This window comes from Listeria kieliensis (assembly GCF_003369925.1).
GTDB lineage: Bacteria > Bacillota > Bacilli > Lactobacillales > Listeriaceae > Listeria > Listeria kieliensis_A.
Genome location: NZ_LARY01000001.1, coordinates 376,551 through 394,196, shown reverse-complemented (window position 1 = coordinate 394,196; position 17,646 = coordinate 376,551). Strand labels below are relative to the sequence as shown.

At 40.5% G+C, this 17,646-nt stretch carries 16 protein-coding genes and 1 riboswitch; of the genes, 4 read left to right on the top strand and 12 right to left on the bottom strand.

The window, feature by feature from the left end; genetic code table 11:
* Window positions 1-9: 9 nt before the first annotated feature.
* Window positions 10-1,680, bottom strand: a complete 1,671-nt coding sequence (locus UR08_RS12985; protein WP_240616012.1) for a hypothetical protein — start codon at window positions 1,678-1,680, stop codon at window positions 10-12.
* A 597-nt stretch (window positions 1,681-2,277) separates the two neighbouring features.
* Between UR08_RS12985 and UR08_RS01965 the strand changes: the two genes are divergently transcribed.
* Genes UR08_RS01965 through UR08_RS01955 form a run of 3 tightly spaced genes read left to right on the top strand, consistent with a single transcriptional unit; the run spans window position 2,278 to window position 4,893 of the window.
* A complete protein-coding gene (locus UR08_RS01965; protein WP_115751986.1) occupies window positions 2,278-3,180 on the top strand; it encodes an ABC transporter ATP-binding protein in 903 nt (300 codons plus the stop codon).
* Window positions 3,173-4,408: an ABC transporter permease gene (locus UR08_RS01960; RefSeq protein WP_115751985.1), complete on the top strand. Its 1,236-nt coding sequence runs from the start codon at window positions 3,173-3,175 to the stop codon at window positions 4,406-4,408. The genes UR08_RS01965 and UR08_RS01960 overlap by 8 nt, the downstream gene beginning before the upstream one ends.
* Before the next feature lie 11 nt (window positions 4,409-4,419).
* Complete coding sequence (locus UR08_RS01955; RefSeq protein WP_240616033.1) at window positions 4,420-4,893, top strand: GNAT family N-acetyltransferase; 474 nt, start codon at window positions 4,420-4,422, stop codon at window positions 4,891-4,893.
* Window positions 4,894-4,928: 35 nt separating this feature from the next.
* Here UR08_RS01955 and UR08_RS01950 read toward each other — a convergent pair whose 3' ends face one another.
* From UR08_RS01950 to UR08_RS01935, 4 genes are all read right to left on the bottom strand, one after another.
* Window positions 4,929-5,897, bottom strand: a complete 969-nt coding sequence (locus tag UR08_RS01950; RefSeq protein WP_115751984.1) for a FecCD family ABC transporter permease — start codon at window positions 5,895-5,897, stop codon at window positions 4,929-4,931.
* Window positions 5,894-6,874: a FecCD family ABC transporter permease gene (locus UR08_RS01945; protein WP_115751983.1), complete on the bottom strand. Its 981-nt coding sequence runs from the start codon at window positions 6,872-6,874 to the stop codon at window positions 5,894-5,896. The genes UR08_RS01950 and UR08_RS01945 overlap by 4 nt, the downstream gene beginning before the upstream one ends.
* A gap of 15 nt (window positions 6,875-6,889) precedes the next feature.
* A complete protein-coding gene (locus tag UR08_RS01940; protein ID WP_115751982.1) occupies window positions 6,890-7,798 on the bottom strand; it encodes an iron-hydroxamate ABC transporter substrate-binding protein in 909 nt (302 codons plus the stop codon).
* 767 nt (window positions 7,799-8,565) lie between these two features.
* Window positions 8,566-9,579 carry a PTS sugar transporter subunit IIC gene (locus UR08_RS01935; RefSeq protein ID WP_115751981.1) on the bottom strand — a complete coding sequence of 338 codons (1,014 nt, stop codon included), beginning with the start codon at window positions 9,577-9,579 and terminating at the stop codon, window positions 8,566-8,568.
* Window positions 9,580-9,775: 196 nt separating this feature from the next.
* Between UR08_RS01935 and UR08_RS01930 the strand changes: the two genes are divergently transcribed.
* A complete protein-coding gene (locus tag UR08_RS01930; protein WP_115751980.1) occupies window positions 9,776-9,955 on the top strand; it encodes a hypothetical protein in 180 nt (59 codons plus the stop codon).
* A gap of 54 nt (window positions 9,956-10,009) precedes the next feature.
* Here the strand turns inward: UR08_RS01930 and UR08_RS01925 are convergent, their stop codons facing one another.
* The 7 genes from UR08_RS01925 to UR08_RS01890 form a co-directional block, all read right to left on the bottom strand.
* Window positions 10,010-11,110, bottom strand: a complete 1,101-nt coding sequence (locus tag UR08_RS01925; RefSeq protein ID WP_115751979.1) for an FtsW/RodA/SpoVE family cell cycle protein — start codon at window positions 11,108-11,110, stop codon at window positions 10,010-10,012.
* Window positions 11,100-12,251 (bottom strand): FtsW/RodA/SpoVE family cell cycle protein, encoded by a 1,152-nt coding sequence (locus tag UR08_RS01920; protein ID WP_115751978.1) that lies wholly within the window; start codon window positions 12,249-12,251, stop codon window positions 11,100-11,102. The genes UR08_RS01925 and UR08_RS01920 overlap by 11 nt, the downstream gene beginning before the upstream one ends.
* Before the next feature lie 14 nt (window positions 12,252-12,265).
* On the bottom strand, window positions 12,266-14,839 hold the full coding sequence (gene mgtA, locus UR08_RS01915; protein ID WP_115751977.1) for a magnesium-translocating P-type ATPase: 2,574 nt from the start codon (window positions 14,837-14,839) through the stop codon (window positions 12,266-12,268).
* Window positions 14,840-15,044: 205 nt separating this feature from the next.
* Window positions 15,045-15,217, bottom strand: a riboswitch (M-box (ykoK) riboswitch).
* 207 nt (window positions 15,218-15,424) lie between these two features.
* On the bottom strand, window positions 15,425-15,715 hold the full coding sequence (locus UR08_RS01905) for a nucleotide pyrophosphohydrolase (protein WP_115751975.1): 291 nt from the start codon (window positions 15,713-15,715) through the stop codon (window positions 15,425-15,427).
* 64 nt (window positions 15,716-15,779) lie between these two features.
* Window positions 15,780-16,106, bottom strand: coding sequence for a thioredoxin family protein (locus UR08_RS01900; RefSeq protein ID WP_115751974.1), 327 nt, complete (start codon window positions 16,104-16,106; stop codon window positions 15,780-15,782).
* Window positions 16,103-16,540: a flavodoxin gene (locus UR08_RS01895; RefSeq protein ID WP_115751973.1), complete on the bottom strand. Its 438-nt coding sequence runs from the start codon at window positions 16,538-16,540 to the stop codon at window positions 16,103-16,105. The genes UR08_RS01900 and UR08_RS01895 overlap by 4 nt, the downstream gene beginning before the upstream one ends.
* Entirely contained in the window at window positions 16,537-17,586 is a 1,050-nt protein-coding gene (locus UR08_RS01890; RefSeq protein WP_115751972.1) for a ribonucleotide-diphosphate reductase subunit beta, read from the bottom strand. The genes UR08_RS01895 and UR08_RS01890 overlap by 4 nt, the downstream gene beginning before the upstream one ends.
* Between the last annotated feature and the right edge of the window lie 60 nt (window positions 17,587-17,646).

The window sequence follows — 17,646 nt, the reverse complement described above, 5'->3', positions numbered from 1 at the left end:
AAATCTCCTTTACTTGATTAATGTAATATCTTCAACAGGTATCAATATGCCTTTTTCAATTAGTTCATTAACATCTGGGATAAACATTTGAGGTAAGCCCCCTTTTCCAAATTGTGGATTTGCTTTAGTTATCCCAAATGCTGCACTTATATCTTCATTTATTCTATACCCTGTCATACTACCTCTATAACCATGAATAGGGTGTTTTTCTACTTGTAGTCCCTCAAAGATTTCTGTAGCATTTTTCCCTGCTTTTTCTATGGCTGTTTTTGTAGTGAAATATTCTGTACCATTTGGCTCTCCTCTGAATATAACCTTACCTTTTTTTAAAGTTATATCTCTATAATTGTCAACACCCGGATATTTTCCAGATCCCTGCCAACCTTTTGCAATTTCAGAAGGGCTTTTGACTTTTCCAACCTCTTTAGCGGTCTCATCCACCCCGCGTCCTCCGCCATTCAAATTCAGGTCATACTTTTGTAAAACCTCTTTCATTTTCTCTGTGGCGTTGCTTACTCGAGATGGGCTCCCCGGTGGAAGTGCGCCAAATCCATCCACCGCAAGTTGTCGTCTTGAATTTAGATTCAAATTATTTTTGAAGTTATCGGCAACTTCCCCGACTTTATCCAACCCTTTCGTGGTTCGCTCAATGCCTGTATGTATGCCTTCCTTAACGGTTGTTTTTAAGCTGTTAATCCGTGTTAAGGCACTTTTTTGCCCAAGCTTGAGGAAGTCATCCGCTTTCGATGGAATGCTCTTCACACCATGCAGAAGATTATCACTTAAACTGGCAAGCTTGGTGCCTGATCGAATGGCTTGCGTGCCTCCTGAAAAAGCCTTCATTCCTGGCACAATATCCAACAGCGAAAAGGCTCCACGCATCGCTCTTTCTGATGTATCCAGTTCGCGACCCGTTAACCAATCTTTCCCACTCACTGCCGCACTCATTTCTAAACCACCATAAGCCAAACCCAACGCAAGTCCTGCTGGTGGACAGAAAATACTCACGCCAACAATCGCCACCGTTGCCACAACATTCACCCAAAATTCTTTTTTCTGCTGTTCGTCTTTGATAGAAGTGTATTCAAAGGCTCGTGAGTTCAACATGGCACTTCTAAACTCTTTTTGGCTCACATCTTGATCTTTGTTCTGCCTTTTCCATTCCTTGTACTGGAGTTTCATTTGATCGGCATAATAATTATCTCCGCTGAACAAATCATCCAAACTGACTTCTTTTTTAGGCACTTCGATTTCTTCCCGTGTGTAGCTATTTGCATACGTTGTAATGGTTTTAGTCGCACCAATCCGATTTTTCGTTGTAAACTTCGAAGCGTCTAAGTCCCGCATTCCTTCCACAAATTCGTCTAACGCTTCATAAAAAGGTTGGTCAATCTTGTCTTCTACAAGGTTTCCCGCTTCTCCTGCAAAGTCGTGTAAGACCTCAAAGTCTTCATAGAGTTCTTGAAGTTTGTGCTTGTTATCGGTGTGAGAAAAAGAGATCGCGCCATCTGCATCCAATCTCGCAATATCCTTTTCCACTTCTTCTAAATTTTTCGAGACGTCCTTTAAACTGTCTATAGCCCCTTTTCCCCAAGCTCCTTTTCCAATGAGGTTTCCGATGCTTTTTTCTGCTTTTTCAAAATCATCTTCCTGATAATGAACATCTTTCACCAATTGCATTCACCCACCTATTTAGTTTTCTTCCAGTTTAGCATAGGGAAGAAAAAGATTATGTGGACATTTTATGAATTTTTTATTGAAACAAAAAAAATACCCCACCACAAGGCAGAGCATAGGGTTATTTCTATTTTCTTTTTCTTGTTTCAGAATAACATAGCTCTAAAACGATCTACGTGTCCTTTTGCTTGTTTCTTTGGTTTTGGAACCATTCAGAATAACATAGCTCTAAAACCGTCGAACACAATGAGCTCTTCTTGGTCAAGTTTTGGAACCATTCAGAATAACATAGCTCTAAAACCTCGGAAATTTTTTCCGACATTTCGTAATCGCGCTACTCGCTCCTAGCAGAACTTCCATTCTGATGGTTCTTCTATGCTGCGTTCCAAACTTCTCTTGCTTCCATCATATAGCTTTAATTGTTAAAAAACAAGTCCGTTTCCTAATTAGTCATTCTCCTCTTGCAAATTTCCAAACTAATTGTAAATTTTTCTAATTTCTCGAAAAACCCCTTCTCTTGCTTCAAAAAAAGTTACTCATCAGCAAGGAAGTTTGGTAAAATGGAGAGTATATTCAGACTATTAGTGAGGAGGAACACATATGGCGCTTGAACTACAACATGTTACAAAAGCATTTGGCGAGAAACGGGCAGTCGACGATTTGTCTTTTCGTGTCAATTCTGGCGAAATTCTAGGTCTTATCGGTCAAAATGGTGCTGGGAAAACCACTACTTTTCGCTTGATTCTCGGCTTTATTGAAGCGACTTCCGGACAAATTTCTTGGGATAATGATTCGGCTAGTCAAATAAATCCTAATGATATTGGTTATTTACCTGAAGAACGGGGCCTTTATCCAAATGTCACAATCGAAGAGCAGCTCACCTTCTTTGCTGAGTTGAAGGGAATTCCGAAAAAACAGGCTCTCTCTGAAATTGATATGTGGATGGAACGTGCGGAAATCGTGGGAAAGAAAACGGATCTTGTCAAGACACTTTCAAAAGGGAATCAGCAGAAAGTTCAACTTATTAGTACGATTTTACATAATCCTAAATTGCTTATTTTAGATGAGCCTTTTAGTGGTCTCGATCCTGTTAATGCGGAAATTTTGAAGAAGCTTGTTTTTGAAATGAAGGAACGCGGGGCGGCGATTATTTTTTCCAGTCACCGGATGGAAAATGTCGAGGAACTCTGTGATTCGCTCATTATGCTTCGGCAAGGAAAGACGATTCTAAGAGGCGACACGACTTCTGTGAAGGAAAGTTTTGGTCATAAGCAAATTCGCTTAAAAGCGCCTTATTCGGATGAAGAATTGCTGACTCTTCCGGGTGTCGTTCGGATCCAGACTTTGCGTGACGGGATTCGCCGGATTGAGCTTGAAGATGAAAAATATGCGGATGCCGTGTTTGAATTTGTCACGAAAGATGGATTTATCCCCATGTTTAGTCTTGAAACACCAACTCTGGAAGAAATTTTTAAATTGAAAGCGGGGGATCAGCATGAATAAATTTTGGGTGATTACAAAGCAAGTTTATAAGCGCCATGTTAAAACGAAATCCTTCATCATCTCGCTTCTTCTTCCTTTGATTGTTGCCGGGATTGCTCTTGCTCTTCCTAAAATCATGGATTATTTTGGAAATGATGATTCGGCTAAGATCGCTGTGCTCTCGAGCAATCCGGCTTTCGTAGAAGTGATCAAGCAAAATAAGGAACACTTTAAAGTAAATGATGCGATTACTTCTAAAAAAGCAGCTCAGAAGGCGCTCACGGCTGAAAAAATTGACGGTTACTTAACGATTTCTGAAAAGAATGGTGCGTTTCATGCGGTTTACACGACGCGCGAAACGGCTGGAAAGGAGATTATGACGCAGCTCTCGCAAAGCCTCACTGGAGTCAAAGTCCAACTAAAGGCGACGGAATATGGGCTCAATCAAAAAAAATTAACGGCGCTCACTTCTGAGGTTCCTGTTAAAAATCAGTTGAAGTCCGATAAAGAATTAACGGACAGTCAAAAAGATATTATGCAAGCTGCCAATTTGTTTTTGACGTTAATTGTTTTCTTTTTTGTGATTACTTATGCCAATATTGTGGCGGCAGAAATCGCTACTGAAAAAGGAACGCGTATTATGGAAGTGATTTTATCCAGTGTTTCTGCAACGACGCACTTCTTAGCTAAACTGTCAGCCATCGTGCTTATGCTACTCACACAAATTGGCTGTTACCTTGTAGTGGGCTTCATTGCTATGATTAGTTTGCAAAAAACGGATATGATTCGCGGCCTCTTAGATCAACTGGCGAACTTCCCTGCCTCCTATTTGATTTTAAATCTGCTCTTTGTTTTCTTCGGTTTACTGCTTTACATCGTTCTTGCCGCAATGGCCGGCTCGCTTGTGCCTAATGTAGAAACAGTCGCACAGTTTATTTATCCGCTTACGATTTTTTCAATAGTGGGTTACTGGGGTTCGATTGTCGCAACGAGTATTCCTGATAATATCATTGTCGTCATCGGTTCTTATATCCCCGTTTTTTCTCCGATGATGATGCTTGCCCGGATGAATATGCTTGCAGTTTCTGATTTTGGCATTCTTATTTCACTCGGAATTTTGATTATCACTGTGGGTCTTGCCTTCTTGCTCACCTTCCGACTTTATAAGAGCAATGTGCTACTTTACTCCAATGAAGGTTTGTTTAAAACGCTTAGAAAATCCGTGGCATATGCTAAAAAAGAGAAATGAAGGTGAAGAACTTGGAAATTAGGCTTTCTCATAAAGAAGATGCCCGTTCTATGATGGAACTTGAAAATTTGGTTTGGACAAAAGGGACTACACCGGCAGAAATTCACTTCGAGTCAGAAGCGGAATTTCTTGAAAAGAATCCGCCTGGTTCAAAAACAGTAGCCGTGATTGACGGGAAAGTCGCTGGGATTCTTGGATACCACGCGCCGCATACGCTAAAGGCTGTCCAGCACGTGCTGGAACTGGATATTGCGGTTCATCCTGATTATCAAAAGCAAGGAATTGCCGGACAATTGATGAACTTCTTAAAAGAAATGGCGCAAAAAAATGGCATCAAGAAACTTCAATTGCGGGTTTTATCAACCAACGAGAAAGCGATTCGTTTTTATCAAAAAAATGGTTTTCATAAGGAAGGTGTTCTTGAAAAGCAATTCTTGCTTGATGGAATTTATGTGGATGACATTTTTATGGCATACTTTCTTTAAAAAAATAGCGAGGAGACCCTTTCAGGGTCTCCTCGCTATTTTTTGAATAACAGATAAATGAAATACGGGCTTCCGATCAATGAAAGTAAAATGCCCGATGGTAATTGTAATCGCATGGCAATCGTATCTGCGAGTAAAAATAGGAAAGCTCCGACTAGCATAGCGACCGGTAAAAATAACCGGTGACGTGGTCCAACGAGGGCTCGCGCAATATGTGGGCCCAGTAAGCCTAAAAAGGCGATGCTCCCTGTGATGGATACAGCGACAGCCGCTAGTAAAACAGCGCAAATTAGGAAAAGCGTACGCCACATGGTGACTCTCACACCCAAATTAAGCGCGGTGTTTTCATCAAGTGTTAATAAATCAAGTGTGCGATTTTTTAGTAGTATAAAGGGCACGATCACAAGAAGCGTCACACCTAAAATAAATACAAAAATCCAGTCTAATCCCCAAATTGAGCCTGCTAACCATCTGGAAAGAAAATCCACTTTTTCTCGGTTTGCTGAAGACATTAAAAGCACCATTAGGCCGCTCATCGCAAACGAAAAGCCAATCCCATTCAAGATCAAGCTTCCTGGTCGGTTGCGCGAAAAAAGAACGATCAGAAAAGCGGTTAGTAAAGCGCCAACACCCCCTGCAAGCGGAAGGAAAGCACCGGAACTTTCAACTTGAAACGGTACAAAAAGAAAGAAAATGGCGATGCCTAGTCCGGCGCCTGAATTGATGCCGATGATTCCTGGGTCCGCCAAGTCGTTTTTTAATACGGTTTGGAATAAGCTTCCCGATAAGACGAGGCTGATCCCTGCGAGCAAGATAATCAAAAGACGCGGTAAGCGGAGGTCGAACAAAATAAAATTCTCAAGCACCTCCCCGTTTCCTGTTAAAACGGCTAGAACTCTGGAAAAAGATAAGGCATCTGTTCCGAGCGACAGATTAATGAAAATGAGTGCCAAAAGCAAGAAAACGCCGCCTGAAAAGAGCCATTTATAAGAAATTCGTGTCATGCTTTCAGCCCCTTTCGTACAATAAATACGAAGAATGGCAGCCCAACCACTGACAGAATCGCGATAATGGGAACTTCAAACGGGGCGGCGATAACGCGACTAAACAAATCGGATATGACGAGAAAAACCGCGCCGACGAGTGCTGACATGGGCAAAAGCATGCGGTAGCTTGTCCCGGCGATAAAGCGCGCAAAGTGAGGTACTAGCAAGCCGACAAAGGCAATTTCACCGATAACTGAAACGGAAACACCTGTTAAAACGGCCACTAATGTGAACAAGAAAAAACGGATGCGGCCTGTTGCAACACCAAGTCCTGCTGCTACTTCGTCGCTCATTGTGAGGATGCCAATTTGTCTTGCAAAAAAGAAACTCACAAGAATCGCTAGTAATAAAACAGGCGCAAGTAGGATCACTTCATGCCCAGTCACGCCGGCTAAACCGCCCGATGTCCACATCGTGAGTTCTTTTGAAGTTTTCGAAAGTAAGCTGATCGCGTTCGAAATAGCGAGTAAAAAAGCCGAAATTGCTGCGCCGGCAAGTACGACTTTAAACAGGTTACCTGTTTGGGAAATCGCTAAAACGAGCAAGGTGCCAAGCGCTGCTCCGAGGAAAGCCACGCCCATTTTCGTCGGAAAGGCAAGGCTTGGCAAAAAAGCAATAACCATCGAAAGAGCTAATTTGGCACCGGCTGAAACGCCTAGTAATCCTGGATCTGCTAACGGATTACGAGTAATGGCTTGCATGATGGTTCCTGAAACCCCAAGCGCTGCCCCAATTAGTATCGCAGCAAAAATTCGCGGGATGCGAAGTTCTGTTAACGAAGCGATTTCTTTTACATGAGTTCCCTGCACAAAGCCTTCCCATAATAAGGAAAAAGAATAGTTTACCGATCCGTAAGCAAGTGCTGCGTAGCAAGCGACTAGCAGTACAACAAAAAGAATAAAAAAACGAATCGACATTGGAATTTTAACTGTCATGACTGAACACCGCTTTTACTCTCCTAAAAAATAATTTTGAAAGGTTTTTAATTGATAATCAAGTGTCATCGCATCATTGAAGTAAAATTTATTCGCATCCACTTGAAGAACATGGCCATTTTTCACAGCAGGAATTTCCTTGTAAGCATTTGTTTTCATGAAGGCATTTTCTGCTTTTTTGTAGCGACTAAGTACCATGTAATCACCTGTGTAATCCGCTAGTTGTTCCGTAGAAACGGCATAATAACCAGCCTTAGCAGCGGCTTTCTTAACAGAATCAGGCATTTTAAGTCCCATGGCTTGGTATAAAACTTCTGTTCCGCGTCCCCAGCTGTCTCCAAACACATAAATTTGCTTTTCGAAACTTTCTGCTACTGAAATGGTTGTATCTGCGCCAATCTTGGCTTTAATTTCTTTTCCAGCTTTTGCAGCACGTTTTTTAAAGTCTGTTACCCAAGCGCGAGCTTCTTTTTCTTTATTTAGCACTTTCCCGATTTCAATATGTTGATCTAAATAGTTGTTTTTGCCATATGTAAATGTAACGAGCGGTGCAATTTTCTTCAGTTTATCTTGATTTTTTATCGTACTTAACCCAAGAATAAGATCTGGCTTGAGGGCAATGATTTTTTCAATATCTTCATCCGATACTTCTTTTGCATTCTTTAAACCTTTGTCGAAGTTTGGGTTGTTCATGCTCCACGAATCCGCGCCAACAACTGGAACGCCTAATTGAAGAGCATCTCCTGTATAAGATGAAAGTATAACGACGCGCTTCGGATGCGCAGGCACTTTTATTTCGCCATTTTCGGATTTATAGGTAATCGTTTCCGATTTTTTTTCAATTGATTGATCGGCTTTGGATCCCCCACAAGCTGCAAGAACAAGAATGATGCTTAGTACTCCCAAAAAAAGAACTTTTTTCATTTTCCAACCTCTTTTCATTGATAACGATTCTCAGTAAACATCATACTCGTTTTAGCCTCTTTCTGTCAATTGATTTCAGGAGACAGTTTGGTTCAAAAGACTTGAATCGTGGCACAACAATTTTCCTTTTTTAGTCTTTGGTCTCATTTTTAATAAATTCCGTTTCAAAAACAGCTAAAACGGCTATTGTATTATAGCAAAAGGAAAGAGAGGCGATGCGGATGAAAACGAAAACTCTTCATTACGCACACAATGTTTAATATCGCTTCTAGTTTTCCAAATCTTGTGTGTGTACAAGCTGGTTTTCCAGCTTTGTCATATGCCGGTAACGTCTGATGAAAGGTTGATTTGAATTTCGGATAAGCAGGAGGAAGGCGATGGGTGAAAAGCCGCGTCGAAAGTGTAAATTCGAAATTCAACGCTTTGAGAAACGGATGAGCTGAGAGTCAGAAGCATTTCCTTTTAAGGATGCGATCTGAAAACAGTATCCACTGAATGCAAGGGCAAATATTTCGTTAGAGGAAGCTGCGATGCGCATCACCTTTCGCAGTAAAGTCAGGGAAGCTTTCCAAGTTCCCACTAGTGAATGTAATAGGTTCATTAGTTAAACGCTAACGCCCCTAGCGAATGAAAAGCCTGACCGTTGTTCCTCTCAAAGAACGTATGTTTATACAGAAACATCAGGCAAACCGGCCATCAGATGAGCAGGCTTGACAGCTCATCAAAAGGAACCCTCGGATGTAAACACTAATCCGAGGGTTCTCTTTTTATTCCAATTCAATTTTTAAATCGCCCGCTTTTAGTTTTTCTTGCTTCAATAAAACGGGTCTGACAAGAAGTGCCACAACAGCGGGAAATACAACGGCCACAGCGACAAAAGCTAGAAACGTTCCTATTCCCGCGTTCGCAATTAAATAAAGCGGAGCGACAAAAGCGCAAAGTCCCATCCCAGCAATTTCTGCGGTTGCTTCTAAGTGAAGAACCAGCACGCCAAGCGGTCCCGCTACAAGCGTTGTCAGAAGTGGGATGATCATCAGGCTAGGCTTTCGAATGATATTGGCGGTTTGAAGTTTTGGCGTGATGATCAGTTGAGCAAAGAAGGCGCCCCAATTATTATCTCGAAAACTCAAAACAGCGAAAGCGGCAAATTGAACTGTACAGCCGATTAAAGCAGCAGCACTAGCCGTTGGATCGAGCTGTAAAGCAATCGCTAGCGCAGCCGATGAAGCTGGACTTAAAATGAGTAAGCCAAAAATAAGTGAAATAACCATGGAAGAAATAAGTGGTGACCCGGAAACAAGGGTTGTAATAAATTGGCTTACGGTTACTAGAATAGGCGTCATGATTTTCGAAAAGAGCAATCCGGAAAGTCCGCCCGCAAGAAGCGAAACTGCTGGGATCAGGATCATATCAAATCGTGTACCGCTCACCCTTTTTCCTGTCCAAACTGCAACAAGCACGGCAAGAATCGCACCGACTGGCTCGCCGCCCGAAATTGCGTAGCTTCCGTTTGCGAGTGTAACGATCCCCCCGCCTCCAATGATGGCAGAAGCTGCAGCACTGATCACAACGAGTGTATTTGCTCGTAAGCAAATTGCGATTCCTATCCCAAGTCCCGGAATGAGCATGTTCTTCCCAATCGCCCCAATTTTAGTGAGAAATTCAAATCCTGCTAAGTCTCCGATCGTTTGCAGCAAAAGCCCCATCCCCAGTGTGACAAGTACCGCGTTCGCAATTCCCATCGATGCTTTATAGGAACGATCGACAAAATATTCTTTCATAAAGTGCCTACCCCTTTTCGTTTTATTTACCTTTTTTATTTTACGTCTTCTGGTGTAAAAAAGCTAGCTTTAATTGTCTTGTCATGTGTAATTTCTAAAGATTTTTTTACAACTTTCTTAAAATTCATCTAAAGTCCTCCTCTTTTCTACTGATTTTGCGTATAATGGAACTAACCATACAGAAAGGAGCTCTCAAATGAAAGTAACTGGACTTCTCCTCTTAATTGTTGGAATCATTGGAATTGCTGCTTCGTTCAGTATTTCTGGACTTATTGGATTCGGTACATTCCTAGTTTCTCTTCTTCTTACTGTTCTCGGCATCGTGCTTTTGATTAAAGCAAAAAATCGCCGCAGACGGTCTTATTCATTCCGATAAAGCATTTAAACATAAACAAAAACGCACCCGTGTGATCACGCGGGTGCGTTTTTGTTATTCCATTTCATGGTCATATCGGATAACAGCAAGCATGATTCCGATGCAAATCATATTGCCAAGTATAGATGAGCCACCGTAGCTGATAAAGGGAAGCGGAATCCCGGTCAGTGGCATTAGTCCGATTGACATAGCAATGTTTTCAAAAATATTAAAGGCAAAACACATCGCAAAGCCTGCAAATAATATACTTGAAAAGCTTTTCGTCATTTTGAGTCCTGTTTCGATCAAAATTTTGATGAAGAAAATAAAGACGATCAAAAGCAAGCTTACACCGATAAAACCAAATTGATGTGCTATCGCACTGAAAATCATATCGGTATGGCTTTCTGGAATGTACATGTTCCCATTTCTACCTGTAAGCATGCCTGAACCTACCGCTTTTAATGACAGATTAACTTGATAAGCTCCATTAGGGTCGCTTGCTGGGTCAAGCCACGTGAAGATTCGTGCAAATTGATACTTTTTAAATCCAATCGCTTCAAGCCATTCCATATGGTCTAACAGAAGAAAAAGAAAGCCACACACAGAAAGAATTCCTGCAAGTATGAGGCTTGCAATTAACTTCCACGACTTATTAGCGATCAGCAAAATCGTGAGCATCGTTACAAGATACACGATCGTCGTGCCAAGATCGGGCTGTTTGTATAGTAGCCACAAAATCGGACAAGCTAGCCCTCCGACGATTAAAAGCTGTTTGATGGGCTTTTTTTCATATTTGGCTGCGAAATGAGCTAGTACGAGAACAAAAATCCCTTTAACGAGTTCAGAGGGTTGCAAAGAAAAGCCGCCTAGGCGGTACCATCTCGTTGCGCCGTTCACTTCTTGGGCAAATGGAACTTTTAAAACGATACCAAGAAGCAAAAGAACGGCTGCACTGTAAAACCAAATGATATGTTTGCGAATGAAGGCCATATTACTTTTAGCAATGAGAAAGCAAACGCCAAATCCCACTACAAAAAAGAGAATTTGCTGAAAAACAAAGTTATTTTGATATTGCTCCGTTTGCTGAGCAAAGTAAATCGCGATGCAACTCATGATTCCAAGTAAAGCCACAAAGATGCAGATTTGTTCACTCATTTTTTTGTTATAGCGCATCATTTCCACCTTCTTCCAGTTGTTTTTTCATGCGCCGCTCCCCTGCGAGTACAAGCCCTAAACCACACGCAAGCGCTAAAATGGAACTTCCACCATAACTCATGAAAGGAAGTGGTACACCTGTTAGTGGAATAATCCCTGACACGCCTCCTAAGTTAAAGAAAACTTGGATGGCAAGCCAGCTTGCTACTCCGCACGCAACAAGGCCATCAAACGTGGATGGGCTAAAAAAGAGGATCGAAAAAGCTTTCTTGATAAAAATGAAGATGAAAAGAAGATAAAGCAACAAACCAAAGGCCCCTAGTTCTTCTGAGACGATCGTCATAATAAAATCTGTATGGGCTTCTGGTAAATAGCCTAGTTTTTGAATGCTTGAGCCGAAGCCGCTTCCCCAAAAACCGCCACTTCCAATCGCGTAATAGCCGTTTCTCAGTTGATAAGCCGCATTTTGATTTTCTTGATCGAATGGTGCTAAATAACTGAAGCGATCCATTTTTGTACTGCTGAAAAAATCTGGATGAAAGGCATAAGCAAACAAAAGTGCGGCTGCTGTGACACCGGCCAGAAAAAGGGCCACTTTAAAAATCCGCTTTAACGAAAGTCCTGAAACTATTAGTTGGCTCATCGCGATCACAAAAACAATGGCGGCTGTTCCAAGATCGGGTTGTAAAGTGATGAGGGCTACGAGCATGAGCAGTAAAAAAAGGTAGAACATGAGCGGCCGATCGCTTTTTTCAATTTGCGTGCTAAATCGAGTAAAATAAGCGGCCGTGAACAAAATAACGAGTAATTTAATTAGTTCTGTCGGCTGAAACATCAAGCCAAATAGATTCAACCAGCGCTGCGCCGAATTAGCCGTCACGCCTAAAAGCAAGACTGACAAAAGCATAAAAAAGGCAATGCCATACATCCATTTCATGGTTCGCTCGTGCAAAAAGATTTTCCGATTAAAGCGAGAAATAAAGAGAAGTAAAAAGAAACCTGCTGCAAAAAACATAAATTGTCTTACTGCAAAATAATGCGCACTCACTTCATAGCGCACAAGTGCCGTTTGAAAACTAGCACTATAGACAAGGACAACACTATATAAGCCGAGCAGAGAGTAGCAAATGAGGAGTGTTTTATTTTTGAATAGTTGCATAGTGAGCCTCCCTTTTAAATCCAATCATGAAATTTTTTGATATAGATGCGTTTAACAAGCTGAATGACAACCATGTAACCAAAAAGAATACCAACTAAAAACAAATAGTAAAGCGCTGGTAAGTTGACTAAACCAATTGCGTGGCCAAATCCAGTAAAGGGAATGAAAAGAGCTAGCACTATGATAATGAGCGTCGAAATCATAACAGGCTTAGCAGCTGTTGATTGAATGAACGGGATTTTTTCTGTTCGAATCATGTGGACCACGAGGGTTTGAGTTGACAAGCCAACGACGAACCAACCACTTTGAAACAAAGTTTGTTCAGCGAGCGTATTCGCTTGGAAAACGTTCCACATAATGACAAAAGTTAAAATATCGAAAATGGAGCTCACTGGTCCAATGGTTAAAATAAAACGCAACATGTTTTTCGTATTCCATTTTCTTGGTTTTTGAAGGAACGAATCATCCACTTTATCCCATGGCAACGCCAGTTGTGAAAAATCATATAATAAATTTTGTAACAATAATTGAATGGATAGCATTGGTAAAAATGGCAAGAAGGCGCTAGCAATCAAAACGCTAAAGACGTTTCCAAAATTGGAACTTGCCGTCATTTTGACATATTTTAAAATATTTCCAAAAACAGTTCGACCTTCCACTAAGCCTTGTTCTAAAACGGTTAAACTTTTTTCAAGCAGGATCACGGAACTCGCACTTTTTGTAATATCTGTCGCTGTGTCAACAGAGATACCTATATCAGCTTTTCTAAGCGCTGGCGCATCGTTCATGCCATCTCCCATGAATCCCACGGTGTGTTTTCCTTCTCGCTTTAAAACAGACACAATGCGAGCTTTTTGAGTAGGCGATAATTTTGCTAGAATCGAAACTTCCCGAATGGCTTCATGTAAATCTGTGTCGGTCAGCTTTTCAATTTGCGAGCCTAGTAAAAAGCGTTCACTTGGTATCCCAACATCTTGACAAATTTTCTTTGTCACAATTTCGCTGTCTCCCGTTAGAACTTTTAGTTGTACACCTTTATCTTTTAATCTCTTGATAGCATCTGCTGCTGACGGCTTAACAGGATCTAAGAAACCGATAAATCCCTTAAAAATCATGTTTGCCTCATCTTGTTTTGAGAAAAGAGAAGCTTTTGGTTTGTCTTTATAGCAAAGTCCAATCACACGCATACCTTGTTGATTTAAAGTTTCACTAAATCGACTAAGTTTCATTTTTTCTTTTTCAGTTAATTCTTTTATTTCACCCTTTTCTTCCACATGCGTACAAATTTGAAAAATTTCTTGGACGGCACCTTTTGTAATCATCCGATCAGCCACACGTTCACGAATGACTACGCTTAACAAGCGGCGTTCAAAGTCAAAGGGAATTTCATCTAACTTTTTCATTCGTTTTAAATTTTGTAGATCTTCACTGATTTGTTCTATATGCTGGATAACTGCATAATCCAACACATTTTTATAGCCTGTTTGGTAGTAGCTATTTAAAAAAGCGAGTTCTAACACACTGTTAGATGATTTACCAAATGCATCCACATGTTTCACTAACGCAATTTGATCGCAAGTTAGCGTTCCTGTTTTATCCGTGCAAAGAATATCCATTGCTCCCAAATTTTGAATGGCACTCAGTTCCTTTACGACAACCTTTTTCTTCGCCATTTTGATAGCACCTTTAGCAAGGTTGGTATTAACAATCATTGGTAGCATTTCAGGTGTTAATCCGACAGCCACCGCTACAGAAAACAGAAAAGCTTGTAACCAGTCCCCTTTTAAGAAACCGTTAATAGCAAATACAATCGGAACCATGACAAGCATAAAGTAAAAAAGCAACTTGGAAACCGAACGGACTCCCTTATCAAAACTGGTTTTATCTCGCGTTGTCGTCGCCATTTCAGCAAGTTCTCCAAAAATCGTTTGGTCACCGGTCCGAAGCACAACTGCTTGCCCAGTCCCACTCACTACGTCCGTTCCCATAAAACTCAAATTCTGACTTTGAAGCACGATCTTCTCTTCTCCACTTGCAAAAGCATATTTTTCAACGGGTAAAGATTCCCCTGTTAGCATTGACTGATTGACAAATAAATCTTGTGCTTCGAAAATCCGTACATCGGCTGGAATCATGGCTCCAGTAGATAACCAAATAATATCACCTGGCACCAAATCCTTCGTTTCTATTTCTCGCTTTGCTCCATCACGAATGACAGTTGCCCGATTTTGAATGAACGATTGTAAAGAAAAGCTGGCTTTTTGAGCTCGAACGGATTGAATAAAACTAATAAGGGCGCTAAATACAACCATTAAACTCATGATAATCACTGCTTTTACTTCTGCTGTAAAAAAAGAAATCACTGCGAGCAAAATTAAAATATAGATAAATGGATCGTTAAAAGCTCTTAGAAGTAATCGAAAAAGTGATTTAGGCTGACTTTTTTTCGTTTGATTTTCACCATAATAGGCTAACTTCTCGTTGATTTGGTCTTCTCGCAGCCCCATTTTTCCTGTTTCATATCGTGTGAAAATACTGTCTAGTGTTTCCTTTGACTCTTTTAACAAGCCGATTTCATTTTGTTTCATCTTACATGTCCTCCTTTTAAGAGGCACTAACGGCAGTTATGCGCAGATAAATGCCTCTTTTTTATATGACTACAACTACTATCTGGGTCACTTTCCGCAAATAAACTTGGCATTTATCTCACATCCTTTCGTTATTTTTGACCATAAAAAAACCCTTACCAAAACTTAGGCAAGGATTTGTACACATACAAATAAACAGTGAATGCGTGTTTCCCCTCGCAAAAGTTTTGGCACTATACAACGTAAAGAAAAAATCTTTTCTTAGCCACGTTATGGAAAGCCTTAATCCGACAATCCCTGTTCTACCCATTGGCGTCTTTGGACGTTTTTGGGCAGTGGCCTATGTTTGTATAGGAGCCTCACTTTACAGGCAAAAATATTCATTTCTGTAATTCCTTGTAAAGGATAGCACGTTTAGTTTGGAAAAACAATAACAAAATAAATATTTTTAAACTTTCTTTATTTTTTTTACATAGGAAAACTTTTTTGAGTAGGATAAAATCACAAAAACAACATGAATTGATTGCCTAAAAAAATGGGATTGGCTCCATTCAGCAAATCCCATTTTAATGGCTATCTATTTTTCTACCAAACCCGTTTTTTATTTTTCTCTAGCTTTCTGCGAATAATCTCTGCTGCGTCTAGTTCAAAACTATCCGCTAGCTGTAGGGAATAAATCAAAACATCCGCCAATTCATCTAAAATGGCTTCTTCATTTTTTTCAACTGCTTCCTTTGATTCTTTCCACTGAAAACATTCTAATAGTTCTGCGGATTCAATCGAAATTGACAACGCTAAATCTTTTTGGAGTGCATATTGATTTTCCCAACCACGCGATTTTAAAAATGTTCGAATTTCTTCTTGTAATTCTTTCACTGACGATAAATACCTCCTCTAGTTGTTAAAAAAGCCCTCCAAATCAGGAGAGCTTCAAATAGACTTATGCGTTTTGTTCCAAAGTTTCTTCAATTTTGTTTGGTGGAATAAACCCGTTTAAACGCGTTAATTCTTCTCCACCTTTATAGAGCACAAGTGTTGGCGTTTGACGAATGTCTTGCTCAAAGAAGAAGTTTTCGCCCATTTCTTCTAATTTTACTTTCAATACTTTTACTTTCTCTGCTTGCGCCGAATTGTTGAATTCTTGGAAAGAAAGATCTAGCATTTTGCAATTTGGGCAATTGTCTTTCCAGAAATCCACATAAACTAACTCATCGCTTGCCATATGATTTTGAAATTCTTCTAAAGATTTGATTTCGATACTCGTCATAACGATCCACTCCTTTTTTTCAGCACTTGCTGAACAAAATTATTAATTGCTTCATAATCAGCATTAGTATGCGGCATTTGTTCGATTTTTAACGTCGGATAATCTGTTCCAAAAAACCTCTCCATTCGGTCAACTGCCCCGCAAAAGTTTTCAATTCCCCACTGTGTTTCCCCAGTTCCAAACAAAGCAACGTGCTCTGGTTTTTCCCCTAGTTCGGCAATAAAATCTTTCATATCCGGTGGGGTTCTGCCGTAATCAACCGTCCATGCCCCCAACATGTAAAGGTCAAAAGATTCATCGAGCGGATAGTCTGCATCCGGTGCGACCCGAAAAGCAGTCACATCATGCCCAAGCGCTTCAAGACGTTCCAGAATCAGGTCTGCAACCATCTTCGTGTTTCCGCTTAAAGAATCATAGGCAAGGAGGATTCTCATAGATCGTCAAATCCGTTATCAATATTCGTCTTTTTATAACTTGAATTGCGCATTTCGAAGAAGTCTGTCTTCGTTTCTGTGAAATTATCCGCATAAGCTTTAATCCATGTCATCGTATTATCGCTATATCCTGGATAAAGTTCTTCCATCCCAAGCATGCCAAGCATTTTATTCGCACGGTACTTCACGTAGTCGACCATTTCGTCCACATCAATACCTTCAATTCCTTGAAGTACTTCGCTTGACCATTCCGTTTCTAATTCTACTGCATGCTTGAAGGCGTTATTCGTGTATTCAACCAGTTCATCTGTTTGAAGTTCTGGGTTTTCACCCAAAATCGCACGAATCACTTCAGAAATAAATTTCGAGTGAGCTAGTTCATCACGATTGATAAAACTAATGATTTTCCCAGTTCCATTCATCTTGTTTTGCCTTACCAAATTGTAAAAGTAAGCAAATCCGCTATAGAAGTTGATTCCTTCTAAAATGGATGATTGAATTAAAGCCCTGACGATGGTTTCGCCTGTTTTGTTTTCCATAAAGTCATTATAAGCTTCCATGATCGGTTCATTTCGCTTAATAATCGTTGGATGTGTTCTTGCAAAATCAAAAATTCGGTTTTGATTTTTAAGATCCGTAATTGATGCTAAAACGTACGAATAACTTTCATTATGAATCACTTCTTGTTGTGCAATGATCGCTGCATTAGCGTGCACAGCTGGATCTGTCACATATTCCGCAATATTATAAATGAAACGAGTTTGCGGTGAATCAAGCGTTGCAAGTAATCCGATAATGGCATCAAAAGCGCTACGTTCTTCTTCTGATAATAGCGGATACTGTTTAGCATCGCCTTTCATATCTACTTCATCTGGAATCCAGTAGTTCGTTGAAAGCTCTTTATAAGCCCGATAAAAGGATGGATACGGGATGTCATTCCAATTTAAAATTCCACTTGTTTCACCGTTAATAATCGCAGTGGCGTGGTTTGGATACATCGGTTCTAAAATTTTGATTCTGGTCAATGCTTTGCCTTGGTCTCCCATCAGCTAGGCCTCCTTTAAATTCTTCTCGTATTGTATGTAAGAAAGAGGAGACAGCGAAAT

Excerpts from the sequence above, each read along its gene's own strand:
- UR08_RS12985 (WP_240616012.1), bottom strand. The coding sequence starts at position 1,680 with ATGCAATTGGTGAAAGATGTTCATTATCAGGAAGATGATTTTGAAAAA.
- UR08_RS01965 (WP_115751986.1), top strand. The coding sequence starts at position 2,278 with ATGGCGCTTGAACTACAACATGTTACAAAAGCATTTGGCGAGAAACGG.
- UR08_RS01960 (WP_115751985.1), top strand. The coding sequence starts at position 3,173 with ATGAATAAATTTTGGGTGATTACAAAGCAAGTTTATAAGCGCCATGTT.
- UR08_RS01950 (WP_115751984.1), bottom strand. The coding sequence starts at position 5,897 with ATGACACGAATTTCTTATAAATGGCTCTTTTCAGGCGGCGTTTTCTTG.
- UR08_RS01945 (WP_115751983.1), bottom strand. The coding sequence starts at position 6,874 with ATGACAGTTAAAATTCCAATGTCGATTCGTTTTTTTATTCTTTTTGTT.
- UR08_RS01940 (WP_115751982.1), bottom strand. The coding sequence starts at position 7,798 with ATGAAAAAAGTTCTTTTTTTGGGAGTACTAAGCATCATTCTTGTTCTT.
- UR08_RS01935 (WP_115751981.1), bottom strand. The coding sequence starts at position 9,579 with ATGAAAGAATATTTTGTCGATCGTTCCTATAAAGCATCGATGGGAATT.
- UR08_RS01930 (WP_115751980.1), top strand. The coding sequence starts at position 9,776 with ATGAAAGTAACTGGACTTCTCCTCTTAATTGTTGGAATCATTGGAATT.
- UR08_RS01925 (WP_115751979.1), bottom strand. The coding sequence starts at position 11,110 with ATGCGCTATAACAAAAAAATGAGTGAACAAATCTGCATCTTTGTGGCT.
- UR08_RS01920 (WP_115751978.1), bottom strand. The coding sequence starts at position 12,251 with ATGCAACTATTCAAAAATAAAACACTCCTCATTTGCTACTCTCTGCTC.
- mgtA (WP_115751977.1), bottom strand. The coding sequence starts at position 14,839 with ATGAAACAAAATGAAATCGGCTTGTTAAAAGAGTCAAAGGAAACACTA.
- UR08_RS01900 (WP_115751974.1), bottom strand. The coding sequence starts at position 16,106 with ATGACGAGTATCGAAATCAAATCTTTAGAAGAATTTCAAAATCATATG.
- UR08_RS01895 (WP_115751973.1), bottom strand. The coding sequence starts at position 16,540 with ATGAGAATCCTCCTTGCCTATGATTCTTTAAGCGGAAACACGAAGATG.
- UR08_RS01890 (WP_115751972.1), bottom strand. The coding sequence starts at position 17,586 with ATGGGAGACCAAGGCAAAGCATTGACCAGAATCAAAATTTTAGAACCG.